This is a genomic window from Paenibacillus senegalimassiliensis (assembly GCF_001486585.1).
GTDB lineage: Bacteria > Bacillota > Bacilli > Paenibacillales > Paenibacillaceae > Fontibacillus > Fontibacillus senegalimassiliensis.
Window position 1 is genome coordinate 867,285 of the sequence record NZ_LN909046.1, and the last position, 21,107, is coordinate 888,391.

The following is a 21,107-nucleotide window of genomic DNA, read 5'->3' on the forward strand; positions in this document are numbered from 1 at the left end:
GACCGGATATGAGCGTGTTGAAGAGAATAAGCAATCTGTTCGCGAAGCCAACTCCACCAGTTGCGGAGAAGAGTATGCTGGACCTGGGCCCGGGGGACATCTGCGAGGTGTCCCTTGTCTCTTATGAAGTGACCGGAAGGGTAGGTAACCGCGGGCGCAATGCGGTGGTGCTAACCTTGCAAGACGGTAGCCATATCAGCTACCTGCTTATAGAGGAACGAGAGTCCTTGCAGTATCAGTTGTATCGCCCGATTGACGGGCGGCTTGATGATCCTAGTCAGGTGCCTGCGCAAATGGAGCTGGATGGAACGCAATATTACCTGGAAGAAGAATATGGCGGCCATGTTGCGGTGGTAGGCAAGACACCTTTTATGCAAGGTGGGGAGCAGCATGTCTGGCAATACCAGTCAGATGATGGACATTTGATGCGAATCGAATGGCAGCATGGACGCTTTATGCTCTATGAGGGCGTCAAGGTCATTCCAGCGGATGTCAAGGTGATCCGCGGCAACTAATAGCGCATAGACAAAAGCGCGGGGAACGGGACGGCAAGTCTCGCTTCTCGCGCTTCTTCATGCTTGGAAATGTGCTACCAATATAAAAACATCCTCACGCTGCAAAAGAGCGGAGGATGTTCGGTAAATGGGTTATGTAGGGGTCGAACCTACGACCTGCCGATTAAGAGTCGGCTGCTCTGCCAGCTAAGCTAATAACCCATAAATGTTAGTGTTCTTTTTGGGAACAGGAATTATTATATCTCGACTGATTTTAAAAAGCTAGTCTTTTTTTGAAAAATTTGCATCTGGAAACGAGAAGTTTTATGTTATTTACATAAGTTGGAGAGTTTATTTAAATATGATGACGAAACAGGGGGAAGATTGACATGAAGTCGGCATCCCGGATATGGAGGTTGGCGGGGACTGTATCCGCCCTGTCTACCCTGTTATTGTTAGGTGGTTTTATTTATGCGGTCACTGATATTATGAATCCCTCGGCAGCCAAGGGAAGCTTGGAGGTTCCTTCGGCACTAGAGGAGCATGAGACCCTGGCGGGAGCCTGGGATATGACGGTGATTGGAGACTCGCTAGCTAAAGGTACCGGCGACGACACGGGTAAGGGCTTCGCGCGCCGCAGCGTGGAATTGCTTCAGGAACAAGGGCATGAGTCCAAGCTGATTAATAACCTGGGCATCAATGGGCTGGATACAGAGAAGCTGCTATCCATGCTGGACGATCCAGGCGTGAGACATGCGCTTCAGCAGGCAGGAATCATCGTCTTATCGATCGGGGGCAACGATCTGTTTGATGGTACGGAGCGCATGGCATCGAGTGAGCACATGCCTACCCCGGAAGAGATCGAGGAAGCGGTCTCTGTGCATTCGGAGCATTACCGTCAGATTGTGGCGGAGTTAAAGGAGATTAATACGCAAGCGTTGCTGGTGTATGTCGGGTTGTATAATCCGTTTAGCGATTTGGAGGGAATCAAGGAGACGGGGAATGATGCCGTAGCCCGCTGGAATCGGATGGCACAAGAGACTTTAAACGAATATGAAGGTACACTCATTGTGCCTACCTACGATTTATTTACACTAGGCCCGGTACGTTATTTGGCCAGTGATCATTTTCACCCTAACGCAGACGGATACCAAGCTATTGCAGAGCGGATGGTTCAGGGCTTGGCCCGTGAATAGAGCAGATGGAATGAGCAGGTTCAGTCAGTCAGTACAGGACAAGGAGGGAGATTGCAGTGCCGGAGACAACCCCCGTGCTGGTAGTTCAGGGCTTGAAGAAGAAAATCGGCCGCAAGTGGATTGTACATGAGGTCGACTTTACAGTGAATGCGGGCGAAATCTTTGGATTTCTGGGACCCAACGGTGCCGGGAAAACAACGACAATCCGTATGCTGGTTAATTTGGTACGTCCGACGGCGGGCAAGGTAGTTATTTGTGGTCATGATGTTCGGCAGGAACCGGAGCAAGCCTTGAGCTGCGTAGGTTCGATCGTTGAGAACCCGGAGGTCTACCCCTATCTGACCGGGCGTGAGAATCTGGAGCATTTCGCTCGTATGACACCGGGCATCCCGGCCGGACGCATTGCCGAGGTGGTACGTACGGTAGGTCTGGAAGGGCGAATCGACGATAAGGTCAAGACGTATTCCCTTGGTATGCGGCAGCGGCTTGGTATCGCCCAAGCGTTGCTTGGCCGCCCGAAGTTGCTGATCCTGGATGAGCCAACCAATGGGCTTGATCCCAAAGGCATTAAGGAAATGCGCACCTTCATTCGCCGTTTGGCGGAGGAAGGCATGGCTGTATTTGTCTCTAGTCATTTGTTAAGTGAAATTCAATTGCTTTGTGACCGAGTCGCCATCATCGGTCGTGGGCGGCTTCTTGCCGTGGGTGGCGTTCAGGAATTAATGGCAGGCAGTTCAAACGTTGTGGTGTGGGAATTGGAGCCGCGAGACCGTGGTGAAGCGCTGCTTCGGTCTGTGCCCGAGGTGCGTATTGTGGATGAGGTAGACCGGGTGCTGGACGATTCTATAGTGGCAAGTATTCGTGGTGAGGCCCTGGTGACCCAGATGCCGTTTGAGCGGGTGGGTGAGTTAATCCCTCGGCTGGTGCAGGAAGGTGTCCGGGTGGGAGCGGTACAGAAGGTAAATCCGACGCTGGAGCAATTGTTCCTGGAGATGACGGAAGGTGAGAGCATTGAATAACATTCTTCCTTTAGTAAAAAATGAAACGATCAAGATGATCAAGAAGAAGCGGTTCTATGTCATTTTGCTGGTGCTGATCGTGCTTGTGCCGATGTTTACCTATGCGCAGCTTAGGCAGGCCGAAGACAAGCGGGAGAAATTCGGTACCGATTGGCGGCGCGAGGTACAGCAGGCCATTACGGATAATCAAAATTCGCTGGGTAGTGACCGGGTACCAGAGGAATGGAAGAAGTATCGTCGAATCTATATTCAGCAGATGAAATATTATCTGGAGCATGATGTTAATCCTCGCGAACCGGGTGGAGTTTCGTTTACCCGGGAATTTCTGGACAATGCAGCGACGTTGTTCATCCCGTTGCTAATTATGGGGATAGCGTCGGATATCGTATCCTCGGAGCGGACGAGTGGAACCATCAAGATGTTATTGACCCGGCCGATCAGGCGATGGAAGGTTCTGCTCAGCAAGCTGATTACATTGCAGATGTTCGTCTCACTGACCATCATTGCAACCTGTGTGATTTGCTACCTGATCTCCGGCTTGTTCTTCGGTTACAGCGGACTTAACCTGCCGGTGTTCACTGGATTCCAGTTGCAAGGAGCCGAGGTTGATATTTCGGGAGTACACGCGGTGCCTCAATGGCTGTACATCGTTATGCAGGCCGGGCTGATCTGGTTTGTCAGCGTGGTTGTGGCGTGCCTGGCGTTTATGGTCTCTGTGCTTGTACGGAGCACCTCGGCCAGCATCGTCATTATGATGGCGGCGTTAATTGCAGGTAATATCCTGACAAATATGGCGGCTTCGTGGACGAGTGCCAAATATTTATTTATGGTCAATCTGGGGCTAACCCACTATCTGGCGGGAACTCCGGCCCCGATTGAGGGCATGACGCTGGGATTTTCACTGATTGTACTGGCGGTATGGGGGGCTTGTTCACTACTCGTTTCATTCCTTGTCTTTACGAAACAAGACATCTTGAATTAAAATGGACAAAGGCACCAAAACATCTGTTTGCATTTTTTGATTACGATTTACCAAAAGACTACATAAAAGAGGTAAAAGGGGGAGCATGAATGGCCGAACAAATCGATTTGTTCGAGGACGTACCCGGCACACGTTCCGGCAGCTCGTCTTCGGGTTACGACGCGGACGACATTCAAGTGCTCGAAGGGCTTGTCGCGGTACGCAAGCGGCCAGGGATGTACATTGGCAGTACGAGCTCGTCGGGACTACATCATCTGGTATGGGAGATCGTGGATAATGCCGTCGACGAGCACTTGGCAAGATACTGCTCCAAAATCGACATCTCGCTCAATAAGGACGGATCGGTCACCGTGATCGACAACGGCCGGGGGATTCCGACGGGGATGCACAAGACGGGCATCCCGACGCCTCAGGTGGTTTATACGATATTGCATGCCGGCGGCAAGTTTGGCGGATCGGGTTATAAGAAATCCGGCGGTCTGCATGGCGTGGGCGCTTCGGTAACCAATGCCTTGTCTGAATGGTTGGAAGTTCAAATCTACCGGGACGGCAAGATTCACCGAATGCGCTTCGAATATTGGGTTGACGATCAAGGCCGTGAGCATGTAGGGGAACCGGTGACGGGACTCGAAGTTATCGGCAATACGAACCGAACGGGTACGAAGGTGACGTTCAAGCCGGATGCTCGCGTGTTCACCAGTGGAATTGGACTGAATTATGATACACTCGCGGAACGTTTACAGGAGATTGCTTTTCTGAATTCGGGCCTGAAGGTGACCTTGAAGGATGAGCGCTCCGACCGTTCTGACGAGTTTTTTTACGAGGGCGGAGCCAGTCAGTTCGTCGAGTTCCTGAACGACGGCAAGGACGTGCTGCACGAGGTCGTGCATTTCTACGCCGAGCGGGAGGATATTGAAGTCGAAGTGGCGCTCCAATATAATGCGGGTTACACGGAAACGCTCGCCTCTTTCGTTAACTCTATTCCGACACGGGGTGGGGGGACACATGAGACGGGTTTCAAGACGGCTTACACTCGGGCGATGAACGATTATGCCCGCAAGAACAGCATGATCAAGGAGAAGGACAAGAACCTGGAAGGCAATGACTTGCGCGAAGGAATGATGGCGGTCATCAGCGTGAAGATGTCCGAGGTGGAATTCGTCGGCCAGACCAAGGATCAGCTCGGCAGCGCCTCGGCACGTAGTGCAGTGGAATCGGTTGTCGGAGAGAAGATGGCCATCTTCCTTGAGGAGAATCCGCAGGTGGCGCAGACGCTGATCAAGAAAGCGGTACAAGCCTCCAAGGCACGTGAGGCAGCTCGTAAAGCCCGCGATGAAATGCGTACCGGCAAGAAGCGCAGCGAGAGCTCCAATCTTGGCGGCAAGCTGACGCCAGCACAGTCGAAGGATTATACGCGTACCGAGTTGTTCATCGTCGAAGGAGATTCGGCGGGAGGCTCGGCCAAGCAAGGACGGGATTCGAAGATTCAAGCGATCTTGCCACTCAAGGGTAAGCCGATGAATCCGGAGAAGGCCAAACTGGCTGACATCCTGAAGAATGATGAATATCGGGCAATTATTGCTGCTATTGGCGCGGGCATCGGGCCAGAATTCGCAGTGGAGGACAGCAGTTACTCCAAGATCATTATCATGACCGATGCGGACACCGACGGAGCACATATTCAGGTACTGCTACTAACGTTCTTCTATCGTTATATGAAGCCGTTGATTGACGCCGGGAAGGTATATATCGCTCAGCCCCCTCTATACAAGATTGCCCGCCGTTCCGGCAAGCTGGAGACTGTGCGGTATGCCTGGACAGATGAGCAATTGCAGAACTACCTGAAGGAGTTCGGCAAGAACTTCGAGCTTCAGCGCTACAAGGGGCTTGGAGAGATGAACCCCGAGCAGTTGTGGGAGACGACGATGAACCCCGAGACGCGGACGATGTTGCAGGTACAGATCGAAGATGCTGCCAAGGCCGAACGCCGTGTGTCTACGCTGATGGGAGACAAGGTTGATCCGCGCAAGCGCTGGATTGTGGAGAACGTGGATTTCACGGAGTTTGAGGAATAGAAGGTGAATTGATGTGAGCATGCTGGAAAACTTTTTGCCGGCGTTTTTGGAAGAGGTGGTTGGTGACCGCTTCGGCCGGTATTCCAAGTATATTATTCAGGACCGGGCCATTCCCGATGTACGCGACGGGCTAAAGCCGGTGCAACGGCGGATTCTATATGCTATGTACGACTCCGGCAATACGCCGGACAAGCCTTACCGCAAATCGGCCAAGACTGTGGGGGACGTCATGGGGAACTACCATCCCCATGGTGACTCCTCCATCTATGAAGGCATGGTCCGTATGGCACAGCCATGGAAGATGGGGCATGTGCTGGTTGATGGTCATGGCAACTGGGGCTCGCAGGATGATGACCCGGCTGCAGCTATGCGTTATACGGAAGCGCGCTTGTCACCTATTGCAATGGAACTGTTGCGCGATATCGAGAAGCGTACTGTCCCGTTCAAGGACAATTTCGATAATACGGCGAAGGAGCCGGTAGTATTGCCGTCGCGTTATCCCAATCTGCTAGTGAACGGGGTCAGCGGGATCTCGGCCGGCTTTGCGACGGAGATTCCGACGCATAACCTGCGTGAGGTCATTGATGCCTGCATTGCGCTGATGGAGAAGCCGGAGATGACGCTGGAGGAGATCCGCCTGTTCATCAAGGGACCGGATTTCCCGACCGGAGGCATCATCATGGGCGAGGAAGGCATCCAGGAGGCTTACTCTACTGGTAAAGGGCGCATTTATGTACGCTCCAAGACGGAGATTGAGACGCTTCGCGGAGGCAAGCAGCAGATTGTCGTCACGGAAATCCCGTTCCAGGTGGTCAAATCTCGGCTGGTGACGGCGATGGAAAACATCCGTCTGGAGAAAAAGGTGGACGGCATTGCCGAGGTTCGGGATGAGAGCGGACGGAATGGACTTCGGATTGTCGTTGAGCTCAAGAAGGATGCGGATGCCCAAGGAATTTTGGCTTATTTACTAAAGAAGACTGATCTTCAGGTAACGTACAATTTCAACATGGTGGCCATCGTGAACAAGGCACCGCGCCAGCTTGGCCTCAAGCCTATGCTGGATGCCTACATTGCTCACCAACGGGAAATTGTCACCTTCCGGACGCAATATGAGCTGGAGAAGCTGGAGGATCGGGCTCATGTTCTGGAAGGGCTGGTCAAGGCCCTCAATATTCTGGATGAAGTCATTGATGCCATCAAAGCCTCCAAGAACCGTCAGGATGCGCAAAATAATCTGCAATGGATGTTCGGCTTCACCGAGCGACAGGCCGATGCCATCTTGACGTTGCAGCTATACCGTTTGACCAACTTGGAAATTGTGACTCTGCAAAAAGAGCTGGACGAAATTCAGAAGAAGATTACGGTTCTGCGCGGCATTCTGGAGAGTGACAAGAAGTTGATTGCTCTGATTAAGAAAGAGCTGCTGGAAATCCGCGAGAAATACGGGATCGACCGTCGTTCGCTGATTCAGGACGAGGTAGAGGAACTGAAGGTCAATCTGGAAGTGCTGGTTGCTCAGGAGGATGTGCTGGTCACGATTTCTCGTGAGGGGTACATCAAGCGCACAGGGATGCTGTCCTTTACCCGCTCCGGTGGGGAACGGGACGGCTCGGGAGTGAAGGAAGGCGACTACATCAAGCATTTGTTCGAAGTGGATACGTTGCAGAACTTGCTCATCTTCACCCAACGCGGACAGTACTTCCTCTTGCCGGTGCATCAAATTCCAGAGTTCAAGTGGAAGGATAACGGTACGGCTATCGTTAACGTCATCCCGCTTGCCAAGGAAGATCGTATCGTCAGTGTCATCGCTCTCAAGAGCTTCGATGACGCGCGTAGTCTGGTGTTCGTGACGAAGCGGGGACAGGTTAAGCGGACGGAGCTGAAGGAGTACGAGACCAAGCGCACCGGAGCTGTAGCAGCTTGCAAGGTAGGGGCGGAAGATGAAGTGCTTAGCGTATCTCCTAGTGAGAACAAGCAGGACATTTTGCTGTTGACCAAGCAGGGGATGACGATTCGGTTTGCAGAGAATGAGGTCAATCCGATGGGCCGGGTATCCGCCGGGGTACGTGGCATTAACCTGAAGGATGAGGATGAGATCGTGTCCGCCTTGTGGGTCGAGGGCGAGGAGGGTGAAATTCTCGTGCTGTCCGATCTCGGCTACGGCAAACGTAGCTTGCTGCTGGATTATACGTTGCAGAGCCGTGGAGGCAAGGGGCTCCAGACGTTTGAATTCAAGGAAGGCAAGCGTGTTAAGCCAAATGGCAGCCGCTTGATTGGCGGAATTCATTGCAAGGAGCCCATCACGCTTGAGGTTGTGACCCGTGAAGGGCACACCCATAACTTCAGTACCGAATCAGCACCGCTGGCTGAGCGGAAATCCATTGGCAAGGTGCTGGTACCTGTAGACAAAAATGATGAGATCATCGACCTCATCGTCAAAGAATAGCCCGATTAAAGTTAGAGGATGTCCTGAAAATCATCGTAGATGACCAAGGGATATCCTCTTTATTTTGCTAAACAAAAAAACAGAAAGTAATGAATTGACAAAGTAAAATCATTCATTTATAATAACAATTAACAAAGTGTTAAATGTTAAGTTTGTTAGCGGAAAGGATGTAACCTACGTGTCCAATGAACAGGCATTGCAGCAATATGATGTGAAAAAGTATAGAACGCCAGACGGTTATACTTCAGATATTGCGGTGTTCACGATTGTTTCCTCACATCAGGAATTTAAGCCTCCCGTCATGGATTTAAAGTTGATGCTCATTCAGCGTAGTATGACGGATAGTGAAGGCAGACCTAATATGGAAGCAGGAAAATGGGCTTTGCCAGGGGGATTTGTTAATCCTGATGAAACGGCATATGAATCCGCTAGACGTGAGCTAATGGAGGAGACCGGGGTTAAAGATATTCACCTCAAGCATTATGGGGTATATGATACTCCGGGGCGTGATCCAAGAGGTTGGATCATTACTAACGCACATTATGCGATTGTGCCAGAACATCAGCTACAGGAGCGTAAGGCAAATGATGATGCGAGTGAGGTCGAATTGTTCTCGGTTAAAGATGTGCTGCAGCTAGACCTTGCTTTTGATCATAGAATCATTATTGAAGATGCCATTGCAGTCATTACACGTGAGCTACTAGAGACAACGGTAGCACAATCCTTTTTGCCAGAACAATTTACGTATTCAGAATTACAGGCTTTACTGCTCACGGTGAGTGATGATTCAGCCATTACTCTTGATGCAGCATTTGCGAGAAAAATTAAATCCTTACCTTTTATTGAAGAGGTTAAAGGAGAGAAAACAACAAGAACCTCTAAGAAGCCAACACAACTGTATCGGTTTGTGGATGTACCGGTCAACCACTCGATTTATCATAACAAACGGTAGTAAAATCAATTTTATATAAACAGGGTTGAGGAGGAATCACTATGAATACAAACATGGAGAACAACACGGGGAAAAGGCAAGGCTTAATCAATATCGATTATACGAATGACTTTGTGGCTACGGATGGGGCGTTAACTTGTGGAGAGCCGGGGCAAGCCATTGAGAATACGATTGTAGCCATTACCAAGCAGTTCATCGAACGTGGTGATTATGTTGTATTTGCCATTGATTTGCATAAGCAGGGGGATGAATTGCATCCAGAAACTAAGCTGTTTCCTCCTCACAACCTTGTAGGTACAAGTGGACGTCATTTGTATGGTGAACTACAGACAGTGTACGATGGTAACCGTGATAACGAGAATGTATACTGGATGGATAAGACGAGATACAGTGCGTTCGCTGGGACGGATTTAGAGCTAAGACTACGTGAGCGTAAAATTGAAGTATTGCATTTAGTGGGGGTATGTAGTGATATTTGTGTATTGCATACTGCGGTAGATGCTTATAATAAAGGCTTCCAGATTGTGATTCATGAAGGAGCTATTGCAAGCTTTGACGCAGAAGGTCACGCGTGGGCTTTACGTCATTTCAAAGGCTCTTTAGGCGCCGAGATCAGATAAGACAAGATGAAGAAGGAGCAACCCAAGATGAATATGACAGAAGTTAAACTGCCGCAAAGCACTTATGCCGATGATAGCTTGGTACTTCATACGGATCGTTATCAAATTAACATGGTAGAGGCTTATTTTAGAGATGGGATTCATAATCGTAAAGCGATATTTGAAGTGTATTTTCGCAAAATGCCGTTCCAAAATGGCTACGCTATTTTTGCTGGACTTGAGCGTGTAATTCGATACTTGCATGATTTTAATTTTAGCGACAGTGATCTTGCTTATTTAAGAGATGAGGGTTATGCCGAAGATTATCTTGCCTACTTGAAGGAGTTAAGATTTACGGGTAATTTATATGCCATGCGTGAAGGGGAGCTTGTGTTTGCCAATGTACCGATTCTACGTGTCGAAGCTCCTCTGGCCGAGGCACAGTTAATTGAAACGGCGGTACTCAATATTGTGAATTACCAGACGTTAATCGCTACGAAGGCATCACGTATCAAGCAAGTGATTGGTGACGGGACTAGTATGGAGTTCGGGACTAGACGTGCACAGGAAATGGATGCGGCGATCTGGGGGACACGAGCAGCTTATATCGGGGGCTTCGATGGGACGTCTAATGTAAGAGCAGGGAAGCTATTTAACATTCCGGTCTCGGGTACACATGCGCATGCTTTTGTGCAGGCTTATCAGGATGAATATACGGCATTCCGTAAATACGGAGAGGTTCACAAGGATTGTGTCTTTCTCGTGGATACGTATGATACCTTAAAGTCGGGTGTGCCGAATGCGATTAAAGTGGCCGGGGAGCTAGGTGACAAGATTAACTTCCGCGGGATACGTTTAGACAGTGGTGACCTTGCGTATTTGTCGAAGGAAGCACGTAAAATGCTAGATGCAGCAGGGTATACGGGCACCAAAATTTATGCCTCCAATGATCTTGACGAATATACGATTATGAACCTCAAGGCACAAGGCGCTAAAATAGATGTGTGGGGCGTGGGAACGAAGCTCATTACTGCCTATGATCAGCCTGCGCTTGGTGCCGTATACAAATTGATTACCATTGAAGATGAGGTTGGCTCGATGGTGGATACCATTAAAATAAGCGCCAATCCTGAAAAGATATCGACACCGGGTATCAAAAAGGTATACCGTATAATTAACCGAAATAGTGGGAAATCCGAAGGGGATTATGTGGCACTTGCGAGTGAGGAACCACAAGCCGAACAGAAGTTGAAAATGTTCCACCCCGTGCATACGTACATTGCCAAATTCGTAACGAACTTTGAAGCACAGGAGCTTCATCAGCTTATTTTTGAACAAGGAAAGCTAGTGTATGCTCTTCCTACGCTCGCTGACATTCAAGCATTCGCCAGCAATAATCTTGAAGTGTTATGGGAGGAATACAAGCGGATGTTAAATCCTGCGGAATATCCTGTGAACTTAAGTCAGCAATGCTGGAATAATAAGATGAAATTGATTGAAGCGGTACGAGAAAAGGTGAATGGGAGCTTAGAGGCTTAGGAGAGGTGTGTCGTCAATCATGGGGAAGATCGGAATTTATGGCTCTTCATTTGATCCAATCACGAATGTACATTTATGGACAGCAAGCACGATTGCTCATCGTTGTAAGCTAGATCAGGTGATCTTCTTACCATGCTCTAGCAAGCGGACGGATAAAACGATTACGATCTCCGATGAGCATCGATGGAATATGATTGGACTTGCAATCAGCGGGAATGATAAGTTTACTAGCGATCGTTATGAAATGGATTTGCCTGCTTGGGAAATTGCCACTTATTTAACATTGAAGCACTTCAAAAGCGTGTATCCCCATGATGAAGTTTACTTTATTATGGGTGCAGATTTACTGCTGGATATTGGGGAAGGAAAATGGAAAAAATCCGAAGAACTCATTCAGGAGAACAAATTTATAGTTATGGCCCGAGAGGGAATCAGTATGCTAGCGGCCATCAGCAAGTCTCCCATTTTGCGCAATGCCGATGATGGACATACTTTTCATCTGATTGATAAAGGCCTCGCGATGGAGATTAGCTCTACGTATATTCGGGAAGAATTTCACCGTGGGGGAGAGCCAAGATATTTATTGCCTGAGTCTTGTTATCAGTATATTAAACAGCATGATCTATACTAATTAGCTGACTAAATTAAATGAGGTACAGGAAAGGATGGAGAGAGATGAGTTTACAAGAAGAAATCATACGTAGTTTGCAGGTTAAGCCTGTCATTGATGCAGAGGTAGAGATTAAAGAGCGCGTACAATTTTTGAAAGACTATTTAAAATCCGCAGGAGCTAAGGGACTAGTGTTAGGCATTAGTGGCGGACAGGATTCTTCCCTGGCAGGGAAATTAGCTCAGTTAGCGGTGGAAGGATTACGTGCAGAAGGCGTTGAGGCTACCTTCTACGCAGTACGCTTGCCTTATGGATCTCAGCATGATGAGGACGATGCACAAGCAGCACTGGCATTTATCAAGCCGGATAAGTCACTTGTGTTCAACATTCAGGATAGTGTAGATGCCTTGGCTAGTAGCTACAAGGAGACCGCATCTGCGCCGTTAGCCGACTATCACAAGGGGAACGTGAAGGCAAGAATGCGGATGATTGCCCAATATGCGATTGCTGGAGAGCATGGAAGTCTTGTTGTCGGAACAGACCATGCAGCAGAAGCCGTTACAGGATTTTTCACAAAATACGGGGATGGTGGCGCGGACGTACTTCCATTGACCGGGCTTACGAAAGGGCAAGGTCGTGAGTTGTTGCAAGCATTAGGAGCAGAAGAGCGTATTTATCTTAAAGTACCTACGGCTGATCTGCTCGATAACAAGCCGCAGCAAGCGGATGAGACTGAGCTTGGATTATCTTATGATATATTGGATTTATATTTAACAGGGCAAGAGGTTGCTCCTGAAGCGAAAGCGAATATTGAACGCCGCTACCTGGTAACCACCCACAAACGTGAGCTTCCAGCTTCGCCCTTTGATGCATGGTGGAAGAAATAACAAAACAAATCTGCTTGAGGATGTTCCAATATTTACTTTTGGAGCATCCTCTTTTTTACGCGGTCAAATGTTCTATAAAGGCTTGCAGGGCGAAGTCCAGGGAGGTACTCTTGCGGTACACCAGACCTACCTTCTTCCGTGGCGTGGGCTCACTGAGCGGAACAACAGCCACACCGCTTCCCAGATCGGTGCCAATCAAGGTCTGGGCGTAGGAGCTTGGCAGCACGGTGCCCCCAGCTTGATGGCGAACCATGTGGACCTGGGACTCCATGGTGGACAGCTCCATAATTGGCTTTAATACAACGCCCCCTTCCGCACAGGAAGCGTCAAACAATTGGCGGACGTAAAATTTAGGCGGGAACAGCACCAGCGGCAGTTCAGTTAAATGGCCCACCGGCACCTCCGCCATGCGGGCAAACGGATGACGGTCGGAGACGACCAGTACCAGTTCTTCGTCGTACAGGGGCTTGGTCACGATCTGTTCATCCTGTAACGGGAGGAACACGACGCCAAGATCCAACTGGTTATGCATCAGACCGTTGTAGGTTTCCTCGGTTGCCAACTCCAGTACGGTTAACCCGATTCCAGGATATTGCCGATGGAAGGAAATCAGTTTGCTCTCCAGTAAATGATTACCCGAGCAGCCGATCCGCAGATGTCCCTGCTGCAAACCGCTCAGTTGCTTGATTTGCCGCTTGGCTTGTTCAAGCTCATAGACGGCTCGCCGGGCATGCTCCAGCAGAATTTCCCCAGCCTGGGTCAAATAATTCTTCTTGCCGGTACGTTGGAACAAGGGAGTGCCAAGCTCTTGCTCAAGTAGCCGAATTTGATGGCTTAATGTGGGCTGGGTAATGCCCAGCCGCTCAGCAGCCCGGGTGAAATGCAATTCTTCGGCAACCGCGATGAAATACTCCAGCAAGCGATGCTCCAACACGCCATCTCCCTTCACTAACGATAGATTTTATCAATGATTATAATTGAAATTATATTATTGATCAATGAATGGAGAATCGTTATAGTTAAATCAACTTACCTATTCGGATTCTCAAAACAAAGGAGATTGTTAAACGATGAATTCATGGCCAATTACACTCGCTACGGACAAGAAGCCCAAGCCTGCCGCCGATCAATTGGGCTTCGGGAAATATTTTACCGATCATATGTTACTGATGGATTATACAGATGGACTGGGATGGCATCATCCACGAATCGTTCCTTACGGACCACTGGTGCTTGATCCTTCCGCTATGGTGCTGCATTACGGTCAAGAGGTCTTTGAGGGTATGAAGGCTTACCGCACGCCGCAAGGCAACATTGCCCTGTTCCGTCCTGACATGAACTTGCGGCGGATGAATGAGTCCTGTTCCCGGATTAGCATGCCACAGGTGGATACCCAGCAGGTATTGGAGGTGATTCGCCAACTGATCGAACTGGAGAAGGATTGGGTGCCGGAAGGCGAAGGCAATTCGCTCTATATCCGTCCCTTCATGATTGCGACGGAGGCAGGGCTTGGCGTGCGTGCGTCTAGTGAATATCAATTAATCGTTATCCTGTCGCCGGTTGGTGCTTATTATGCCGAAGGGATTCACCCCGTCCGGATTTATGTGGAGGACCAGTATGTGCGGGCCGTGCGCGGAGGAACCGGAGAGGCGAAAACCTCAGGCAACTATGCCGCCGGGATTAAAGCACAGGAAGTAGCTAAAGAATTTGGCTTCTCACAGGTATTATGGCTGGACGGTATTGAGAACCGCTATGTCGAAGAAGTTGGCAGTATGAACGTGTTCTTCAAGATCGGAGATGAAGTCATTACACCGGAACTGAACGGCAGCATTCTGGCTGGGATTACTCGTAATTCGGTCATCAGTTTGCTGGAGGAATGGGGGATTACGGTCAAGCAACGGAAAATTTCGATCTCTGAACTGTTTGAAGCGCATGAGGCTGGAACTTTGCTGGAGGCATTCGGTACAGGGACGGCTGCGGTCATTTCGCCCATCGGTAGCATGCAGTGGGAGGGCCGTGAGATTGAAATTTGCGGTGGACAAACCGGAGAGCTGTCCCAGCGGCTCTATGATACACTCACGGGTATCCAGCGGGGAGACCGTGAAGACCCTAGGGGCTGGAGATACACGGTTTGTGAAGCCTAAGTTGGCTGCGGCAAGCAAAGTACGACAAATGATGGAACCCGGAGAAGGAATTTCATAGGAACATAGCGAATTAGGAAGGATGGTGATGTTAGGCAAGGAGGGGTAAGATTTGCATACCGCCGAGTTTTCCAGATTGCTGGACCTTATCGTCAAGGACTATCAGACTCATATGGAAGAGGAACTGGCTCCGACGTTGACCACGTCTCAGCTAACCGTGCTGGAACTGCTGGAGCAGCAGGGGAGCCTGAAGCCGTCCGATCTCATTCCGTTCCTATCCACAACGCCTGCGGCGGTTACGATGCTGCTGGATCGGATGGAGCGCGGAGAATTGATTCGCCGTGACCGGGATGAGCATGATCGTCGGAACGTGTGGGTGTCCATTACGGATAAAGGGCAAGCCGAGGTTCAGCGGGGCGTTGCTGTCCGAAATGCTTATTTGAGCGGAGTGCTTGACCGTATCTCCACCCATAATCAACAGTTGCTGGTTTATTTGCTGGGGAAGATCTCCGGAACCAAATAGGCGGGATTAATGACAAAGGCGGGAGCCTGGAGCAGATGCTCCAGAACTCCCGCCTTTATGCTCAAAAAAAGTGTGGTGAACGTTACCGGAGAGCCGGTATGGAGCTGGAACAGCGAATGCGGTCGCCTTTAAACCCGGATTTTAACCTTGTGGGGTCTAATAGTTCAGGTAAATCCGGGTTTAACAGCGAGTGAAAGCCCATACCGGCCGCAGGTCTGAGTTGCTCACCACACTTTTAGAATCCGTTCTCTCCCGCACGAAGCATTTCGGCCAGATGGCTAAATGTCCGTTCCTCCCAAAGGTTCCACGGATACTCACGTGGAGGGAGGGAGACCAGGTCGATGGGCTCTTTGGTCACTGGATGGGGAAATCCGACGTACAGCGACCATAAAGCAATTTGCTGACCGGGCTTGTTCAGGGAGGCTCCGTATTTCTGGTCCCCATAGAGAGGGCAGCCGAGATGACTCAATTGTACCCTGATCTGATGTGAACGGCCTGTGTGCAGCTCCACCTGAACAAGACTCAGGTTGTCTGCTGCTGAGCTGCCCAGCACCCGGTAATCCAGTCTTGCCTCTTTCCCACCGGGCGTTCCCGCCGGGACGACGGATACCGTGTTCGTTCGCTCATCCTTCAATAGCGTATCGGACAGTGCGCCTTGCGGTTGCGGCGGCGTCCCGTGTACGATCGCAACGTAGGATTTGCCGAATTTACGGGTGCGAACCGTTTCGGCAAGCCGGGAGGCGGCCTTGGACGTCTTGGCAAAGATCATCGCGCCGCCAACCGGGCGATCCAGCCGATGCACGAGGCCTAAGTAGACGTTGCCGGGCTTGCCGTAGCGCTCCTTAATATCGGCCTTGAGCAAATTGAGCAGATCGGGGTCACCGCTGGCGTCCTCCTGGGTAGGAACATTAACGGGCTTCTCGATGCCCAGCAGATGATTGTCCTCGAACAGGATAGCCATGTCCGGCTTGCCTGTCGTCCGCATAACCGGGGAGCTCATGACTATTCCTCCCAGCGACCGAGTATGCCGCAAGGCAGGTGAAGCCCGGATCGCGTAATTGGCAGCCCTAATTCTCCCGCAGAGATCTGTCCGCCGAACCGCTTCTTCACGGTCATGGACAACATGTTATTCAGCACCGTTGGCGAAATTCCTGTCGTATAGGAATTGATCAGGAAGAACAGCGGGTTGTCCGACAGAATGGAGAGACAGGATTCCACGAAGGGATACAAGCTGCTCTCCAGCTTCCACATTTCGCCGCCCGGACCGCGTCCGTAAGACGGTGGGTCCATGATGATGGCATCATAGCGATTGCCACGCCGCTGCTCACGCTGCACGAACTTGAATACGTCGTCCGTAATAAAGCGAACGTGTCGGTCAGTTAAGCCCGAGAGTGCCACGTTCTCCTTGGCCCACTGTACCATGCCCTTCGCGGCATCGACATGGACGACGGAAGCACCCGCTGAAGCCGCCGCTACGGTAGCTCCGCCAGTATAGGCGAACAGGTTCAGCACTTGAATTGGCCGCCCCGCTGCGGAGATCTTGTCCATCATCCACCGCCAGTTGGCGGCTTGTTCGGGAAATAAGCCCGTATGCTTAAAGCTGGTCGGGCGAATATAAAATTTCAGCTGGTCGTAGGAAACGGTCCAGCGTTCGGGCAACTGCTTCTTCATGTCCCACTGCCCTCCGCCGGAGGAGCTGCGATGATAATGACCATGCACCTCGCGCCACTGATGATCTTCTTGGGTAATTGGCCAGATGATCTGCGGATCGGGACGCCGTAAAATGATATCCCCCCAGCGCTCTAGCTTCTCACCATTCCCCGTGTCCAGCACTTCGTAATCTTGCCAATCGTTAGCTACGTACATGTAATAATCCTTCCTTCCGTACGCCTAAAGCGAACAGCCCTTGCTGGGCTTTCCATTCCATAGGTCAGTTGATTCGGTAGTTATTGTACCTTATTTAACTGTCCTCATGCCACCATCTTGGAGAAAACTTCTTCAATTTATGCGAAAACTGTGATAGATTGATCAACATACTTACATAGCCGAAAAGATAGGAGAGAGATCAAGAGATGTTGCGCCGTTTTTTCTCATATTACCGTCCATACAAACACTTATTCATACTGGACTTTACCTGTGCCGTGGTTGCGGGCTTGCTGGAGCTTGGATTCCCGATTGCGGTCAATCAATTTGTCGACAAGCTGCTGCCAGGGCAGAATTGGTCGCTCATTATGTGGGCCTGCGTTGCTTTGCTGGGTATTTATGTCCTGAACACGGGGCTGAATTATATCGTGACGTATTGGGGTCATATGCTCGGAGTTAACATTGAGACCAATATGCGCAAAAAGATGTTCGATCATCTGCAAAAATTGTCCTTCCGCTTCTACGATAACAATAAAACCGGGCATCTGATGTCCCGAATTTCCAACGATTTGGATAATATCGGGGAGGTTGCCCACCACGGTCCGGAGGACGTGTTCATCGCGGGAATGACGCTGATCGGCTCATTCGTGCTGATGCTGACCATTAACTGGAAGCTGGCTGTGCTGACCTTCCTCGTCGTCCCGATTATCGTCTGGGCGGCCCTTTATTTTAACCGGAAAATGACTTCGACGTATCGTGGTTTGTTCTCGGCGCTGGGGAATTTCAATTCCCGCGTTGAAGAGAACATCGGCGGTATCCGCGTAGTTCAGGCATTCGCTAACGAGCAGCATGAGCAGGGATTGTTCGAGGAGAACAACAATGCTTACCGGGCTACCAAGCTTCGTGCTTACAAAATCATGGCGGGCAGCCTGTCAATCAACTATATGCTGATGCGGCTCGTTTCCTTGTTCGTCATGGTCTGCGGTACCTACTTTGTCATTCAGGGCGAGCTATCCTATGGAGAATTTATTGGCTTCCTTCTATTGGCTAACGTCTTCATACGTCCGATTGAGAAAATCAATGCAATCATTGAGAGCTACCCTAAGGGGATCGCCGGGTTTAAGCGGTATCTGGAAATTATGGATACGGAGCCGGATGTGGCTGATTCACCTGACGCTGTCCACGTTGGCTCCTTGAAGGGAGATATTCACTTCGACCGGGTGTCCTTCGGTTATGAAGGCTCGTCCCGGGTGCTGGAGGAGATCAGCCTGAAGATACGTCCCGGTGAGACGGTGGCTTTCGTGGGCCCATCCGGGGCTGGCAAGACGACATTGTGCAGCTTGCTGCCGCGCTTTTATGATGTCAATGCAGGGGAGATTACTATCGATGGCATGGATATCCGCAAGATGACCCTGAACTCGCTGCGGCGCAATATTGGGATTGTGCAACAGGATGTTTACCTGTTCTCGGGCACGATTCGCGAAAATATCGCCTACGGGAAGCTGGAGGCGACGGAAGAGGAAGTGTGGGAAGCCGCTCGGCGAGCGCAACTGGAGGAATTTATCCGCTCTCAGCCGGAGGGCCTGGAGACGGTCATCGGGGAGCGTGGGGTGAAGCTGTCTGGCGGACAGAAGCAACGTCTGGCGATTGCCCGCATGTTCCTGAAGAATCCACCTATTCTCATTCTGGATGAGGCTACTTCGGCGTTGGATACGGAGACGGAACTGGCGATTCAGCAGTCGTTATCTGAACTTGCGGTTGGTCGTACCACGCTTATTATCGCACACCGGCTGGCGACGATTAAGAATGCTGACCGGATTGTGGTGGTGACGGAGGAAGGGATATCCGAGCAAGGACGCCATCAGGAATTGATTGCGGCGGGAGGTCATTATAGCCGCTTGCATCAAGCGCAATTCGGCCAATTGCACGGTTGAGCTTAAGAGAAGGGAGCGGTTAGAGCATGAATAATATTATTGAGATGGAGCGCGTAATTTGGGAGCGTGAGGGGAAGACGGTATTAAGCGGAATCGATTGGACTGTACAGCCAGGGGAGCATTGGGCGTTACTTGGCCTTAACGGATCAGGGAAAACCACGCTGCTTAATATGCTGTGTGGTTACTTATGGCCTACCTCCGGTTCGATCAGTGTGTTGGGCAATCGGTTTGGCGAGGTGGACCTGCGGGACCTACGCAAATGGATTGGCTGGGTCAGCTCGTCCTTGCAGGAGCGGCTGCATGGTGGACAGAAAGGCGAACATCTGGTTGTAAGCGGCAAGTTCGCAACTATTGGATTGTATGAGCAGCCAACCGCTGAAGATTACGAGCGAGCATTTAAATTGATGGAGCGGCTTCGTTGTGCGCATTTGCGGGGGCGTACTTATCAAACCTGCTCGCAAGGCGAACGGCAGAAGCTGTTGATTGCACGCGCGCTTATGGCGGCGCCCAAGCTCTTGATTCTGGATGAGGCGGCTAACGGGCTTGATTTTATTTCTCGTGAGGAGTTGCTGGAGAGTATTTCCGAACTGGCCACCGAGCCGGATGCACCTCATATGCTCTATGTTACGCATCATACTGAGGAAGTGCTGCCCATCTTCAGCCGAACCTTATTGTTGCGGCGGGGTGCGACCTTTATGCAAGGGCCAACGGAAGAAGTGCTGAATGAGAAGCATTTATCCGAATTTTTCGAGGTGCCTGTAGCCCTGCACTGGAATCAGGGACGGGCCTGGTTGTCGCGGAAATAACTTTTTGCTACCAATGGCTCCTTCTTCCGTATTACATGGTATAGTTAGCGGGCAACAAGAAGATAGATCATATCATGTGGAGGGATTAAATAGATGGAACAAGGAACTACGAAGAAACCGAAAGCAAATATACCCCTAGGAAGAATGGTATCGACTGCTTTATTGGTCGTCGTCTTGCTGGTGGTGGGGGCTAGTAGTTATGCACAGGTGGAATACGGTCATGTTGGCTTATATAAGACATTTGGTAAGCTGAATAGCAATATTTTGACCCCTGGCATGCATTTAAAGATTCCTTTTATTCAGACGGTCATTCAAGTGAATACACAGGTAACCAAGACGGAGACGGACACGACGGCTTCTTCCAAGGACTTGCAGCCAGTTTCGACTCATGTGTCGGTGAACTACTCGGTTAACAAGGATTCGGCATACAACCTGATGAACAATATTGGTGGGAACTATGACACCGTCATTATTAATCCGGCTGTGCAGGAGATTGTGAAGGAGGTTACGGCCCGTTATCAGGCAGAGGACCTTATTGCCAAGCGGGATGTGGTGGCTGGCGAGATCAGCGAGCACTTGACCGCACGGTTGGCTAAATACGATCTGATCGTCAATGAAATCAACATCGTCAACTTCAAATTCTCCGAAGCGTTTAACCAATCCATTGAAGCCAAACAGGTTGCTCAGCAGCAAGCGCTCAAGGCGAGCAATGACCTCAAGCGTATTGAGATTGAAGCCAAGCAAAAGATTGCTCAGGCTGAGGCCGAAGCGGAATCACTCAAGCTCAAGAAGCAGGAAGTGACACCTGAATTGGTGCAATTGAAGCAAATCGAAGTCCAGGAGAAGGCACTGGAGAAATGGGATGGCAAGCTGCCGCAAGTTACGGGTGGAGCAACTCCGTTCATAGATCTCCAGTCCTTAACCGGACAGTAAGTTTATAAGATCAGGCGTCTGCCGCCGGGCCAAAGGCCCGGCGGTTCTTTGTGTTGATAGCTTGGTTGGCATGAATGAATGGACCGGGAAATGTAGATTCCAAGGTCT

At 50.4% G+C, this 21,107-nt stretch carries 19 protein-coding genes and 1 tRNA gene; 16 read left to right on the forward strand and 4 right to left on the reverse strand.

Features of this window, described 5'->3' with window-relative positions; genetic code table 11:
- Window positions 1-8: 8 nt before the first annotated feature.
- Window positions 9-515 carry a DUF4178 domain-containing protein gene (locus BN3279_RS18095; RefSeq protein WP_059052683.1) on the forward strand — a complete coding sequence of 169 codons (507 nt, stop codon included), beginning with the start codon at window positions 9-11 and terminating at the stop codon, window positions 513-515.
- Window positions 516-643: 128 nt separating this feature from the next.
- Here BN3279_RS18095 and BN3279_RS18100 read toward each other — a convergent pair.
- Window positions 644-716: transfer RNA gene (locus tag BN3279_RS18100), tRNA-Lys, on the reverse strand.
- Window positions 717-883: 167 nt separating this feature from the next.
- Between BN3279_RS18100 and BN3279_RS18105 the strand changes: the two genes are divergently transcribed.
- From BN3279_RS18105 to nadE, 10 genes are all read left to right on the forward strand, one after another.
- The gene (locus tag BN3279_RS18105; protein ID WP_059052685.1) at window positions 884-1,690 is read left to right on the forward strand and encodes a GDSL-type esterase/lipase family protein; all 807 of its coding nucleotides are present in this window, start codon (window positions 884-886) and stop codon (window positions 1,688-1,690) included.
- Window positions 1,691-1,746: 56 nt separating this feature from the next.
- Window positions 1,747-2,709, forward strand: a complete 963-nt coding sequence (locus BN3279_RS18110) for an ABC transporter ATP-binding protein (protein WP_082673120.1) — start codon at window positions 1,747-1,749, stop codon at window positions 2,707-2,709.
- On the forward strand, window positions 2,702-3,691 hold the full coding sequence (locus BN3279_RS18115; protein WP_059052688.1) for an ABC transporter permease: 990 nt from the start codon (window positions 2,702-2,704) through the stop codon (window positions 3,689-3,691). Before BN3279_RS18110 ends, BN3279_RS18115 begins: the two co-directional genes overlap by 8 nt.
- An 89-nt stretch (window positions 3,692-3,780) precedes the next feature.
- Window positions 3,781-5,766 carry a DNA topoisomerase IV subunit B gene (gene parE, locus BN3279_RS18120; protein WP_059052690.1) on the forward strand — a complete coding sequence of 662 codons (1,986 nt, stop codon included), beginning with the start codon at window positions 3,781-3,783 and terminating at the stop codon, window positions 5,764-5,766.
- 13 nt (window positions 5,767-5,779) lie between these two features.
- A complete protein-coding gene (gyrA, locus tag BN3279_RS18125) occupies window positions 5,780-8,212 on the forward strand; it encodes a DNA gyrase subunit A (protein WP_059052693.1) in 2,433 nt (810 codons plus the stop codon).
- 178 nt (window positions 8,213-8,390) lie between these two features.
- The gene (locus tag BN3279_RS18130) at window positions 8,391-9,164 is read left to right on the forward strand and encodes an NUDIX hydrolase (RefSeq protein ID WP_059052694.1); all 774 of its coding nucleotides are present in this window, start codon (window positions 8,391-8,393) and stop codon (window positions 9,162-9,164) included.
- Window positions 9,165-9,205: 41 nt separating this feature from the next.
- Complete coding sequence (locus BN3279_RS18135) at window positions 9,206-9,784, forward strand: cysteine hydrolase family protein (RefSeq protein ID WP_187377818.1); 579 nt, start codon at window positions 9,206-9,208, stop codon at window positions 9,782-9,784.
- Window positions 9,785-9,811: 27 nt separating this feature from the next.
- Entirely contained in the window at window positions 9,812-11,302 is a 1,491-nt protein-coding gene (locus BN3279_RS18140) for a nicotinate phosphoribosyltransferase (protein ID WP_082673121.1), read from the forward strand.
- Between the two features lie 19 nt (window positions 11,303-11,321).
- Window positions 11,322-11,933, forward strand: a complete 612-nt coding sequence (nadD, locus tag BN3279_RS18145) for a nicotinate (nicotinamide) nucleotide adenylyltransferase (protein ID WP_059052696.1) — start codon at window positions 11,322-11,324, stop codon at window positions 11,931-11,933.
- A gap of 44 nt (window positions 11,934-11,977) precedes the next feature.
- A complete protein-coding gene (nadE, locus tag BN3279_RS18150) occupies window positions 11,978-12,799 on the forward strand; it encodes an ammonia-dependent NAD(+) synthetase (RefSeq protein WP_059052698.1) in 822 nt (273 codons plus the stop codon).
- A 55-nt stretch (window positions 12,800-12,854) separates the two neighbouring features.
- On the opposite strand, the gene BN3279_RS18155 is transcribed toward nadE, so the two are convergent.
- The gene (locus BN3279_RS18155; RefSeq protein ID WP_059052701.1) at window positions 12,855-13,730 is read right to left on the reverse strand and encodes a LysR family transcriptional regulator; all 876 of its coding nucleotides are present in this window, start codon (window positions 13,728-13,730) and stop codon (window positions 12,855-12,857) included.
- Window positions 13,731-13,869: 139 nt separating this feature from the next.
- Here BN3279_RS18155 and BN3279_RS18160 point away from each other — a divergent pair, with 139 nt between their 5' ends.
- Both BN3279_RS18160 and BN3279_RS18165 read left to right on the forward strand, forming a co-directional pair.
- Window positions 13,870-14,943, forward strand: coding sequence for a branched-chain amino acid aminotransferase (locus BN3279_RS18160; protein ID WP_059052703.1), 1,074 nt, complete (start codon window positions 13,870-13,872; stop codon window positions 14,941-14,943).
- A gap of 109 nt (window positions 14,944-15,052) precedes the next feature.
- The gene (locus BN3279_RS18165; RefSeq protein ID WP_059052704.1) at window positions 15,053-15,463 is read left to right on the forward strand and encodes a MarR family transcriptional regulator; all 411 of its coding nucleotides are present in this window, start codon (window positions 15,053-15,055) and stop codon (window positions 15,461-15,463) included.
- A 235-nt stretch (window positions 15,464-15,698) separates the two neighbouring features.
- Here the strand turns inward: BN3279_RS18165 and BN3279_RS18170 are convergent, their stop codons facing one another.
- Complete coding sequence (locus tag BN3279_RS18170; RefSeq protein ID WP_059052706.1) at window positions 15,699-16,463, reverse strand: RluA family pseudouridine synthase; 765 nt, start codon at window positions 16,461-16,463, stop codon at window positions 15,699-15,701.
- Window positions 16,464-16,465: 2 nt separating this feature from the next.
- Window positions 16,466-17,329 (reverse strand): class I SAM-dependent methyltransferase, encoded by an 864-nt coding sequence (locus tag BN3279_RS18175; RefSeq protein WP_059052708.1) that lies wholly within the window; start codon window positions 17,327-17,329, stop codon window positions 16,466-16,468.
- Between the two features lie 206 nt (window positions 17,330-17,535).
- On the opposite strand from BN3279_RS18175, the gene BN3279_RS18180 reads away from it, so the two are divergent.
- The 3 genes from BN3279_RS18180 (at window position 17,536) to BN3279_RS18190 (ending at window position 20,999) form a co-directional block, all read left to right on the forward strand.
- Window positions 17,536-19,260, forward strand: coding sequence for an ABC transporter ATP-binding protein (locus tag BN3279_RS18180; protein ID WP_059052710.1), 1,725 nt, complete (start codon window positions 17,536-17,538; stop codon window positions 19,258-19,260).
- 26 nt (window positions 19,261-19,286) lie between these two features.
- Window positions 19,287-20,066: an ABC transporter ATP-binding protein gene (locus BN3279_RS18185; protein ID WP_059052712.1), complete on the forward strand. Its 780-nt coding sequence runs from the start codon at window positions 19,287-19,289 to the stop codon at window positions 20,064-20,066.
- A 93-nt stretch (window positions 20,067-20,159) separates the two neighbouring features.
- Window positions 20,160-20,999: a prohibitin family protein gene (locus tag BN3279_RS18190; RefSeq protein WP_059052714.1), complete on the forward strand. Its 840-nt coding sequence runs from the start codon at window positions 20,160-20,162 to the stop codon at window positions 20,997-20,999.
- Window positions 21,000-21,107: the final 108 nt, after the last annotated feature.

Coding starts and splice junctions, on each gene's coding strand:
- BN3279_RS18095 (WP_059052683.1), top strand. CDS start 9: ATGAGCGTGTTGAAGAGAATAAGCAATCTGTTCGCGAAGCCAACTCCA.
- BN3279_RS18105 (WP_059052685.1), top strand. CDS start 884: ATGAAGTCGGCATCCCGGATATGGAGGTTGGCGGGGACTGTATCCGCC.
- parE (WP_059052690.1), top strand. CDS start 3,781: ATGGCCGAACAAATCGATTTGTTCGAGGACGTACCCGGCACACGTTCC.
- BN3279_RS18135 (WP_187377818.1), top strand. CDS start 9,206: ATGAATACAAACATGGAGAACAACACGGGGAAAAGGCAAGGCTTAATC.
- BN3279_RS18140 (WP_082673121.1), top strand. CDS start 9,812: ATGAATATGACAGAAGTTAAACTGCCGCAAAGCACTTATGCCGATGAT.
- nadD (WP_059052696.1), top strand. CDS start 11,322: ATGGGGAAGATCGGAATTTATGGCTCTTCATTTGATCCAATCACGAAT.
- nadE (WP_059052698.1), top strand. CDS start 11,978: ATGAGTTTACAAGAAGAAATCATACGTAGTTTGCAGGTTAAGCCTGTC.
- BN3279_RS18160 (WP_059052703.1), top strand. CDS start 13,870: ATGAATTCATGGCCAATTACACTCGCTACGGACAAGAAGCCCAAGCCT.
- BN3279_RS18170 (WP_059052706.1), bottom strand. CDS start 16,463: ATGAGCTCCCCGGTTATGCGGACGACAGGCAAGCCGGACATGGCTATC.
- BN3279_RS18175 (WP_059052708.1), bottom strand. CDS start 17,329: ATGTACGTAGCTAACGATTGGCAAGATTACGAAGTGCTGGACACGGGG.
- BN3279_RS18180 (WP_059052710.1), top strand. CDS start 17,536: ATGTTGCGCCGTTTTTTCTCATATTACCGTCCATACAAACACTTATTC.
- BN3279_RS18185 (WP_059052712.1), top strand. CDS start 19,287: ATGAATAATATTATTGAGATGGAGCGCGTAATTTGGGAGCGTGAGGGG.
- BN3279_RS18190 (WP_059052714.1), top strand. CDS start 20,160: ATGGAACAAGGAACTACGAAGAAACCGAAAGCAAATATACCCCTAGGA.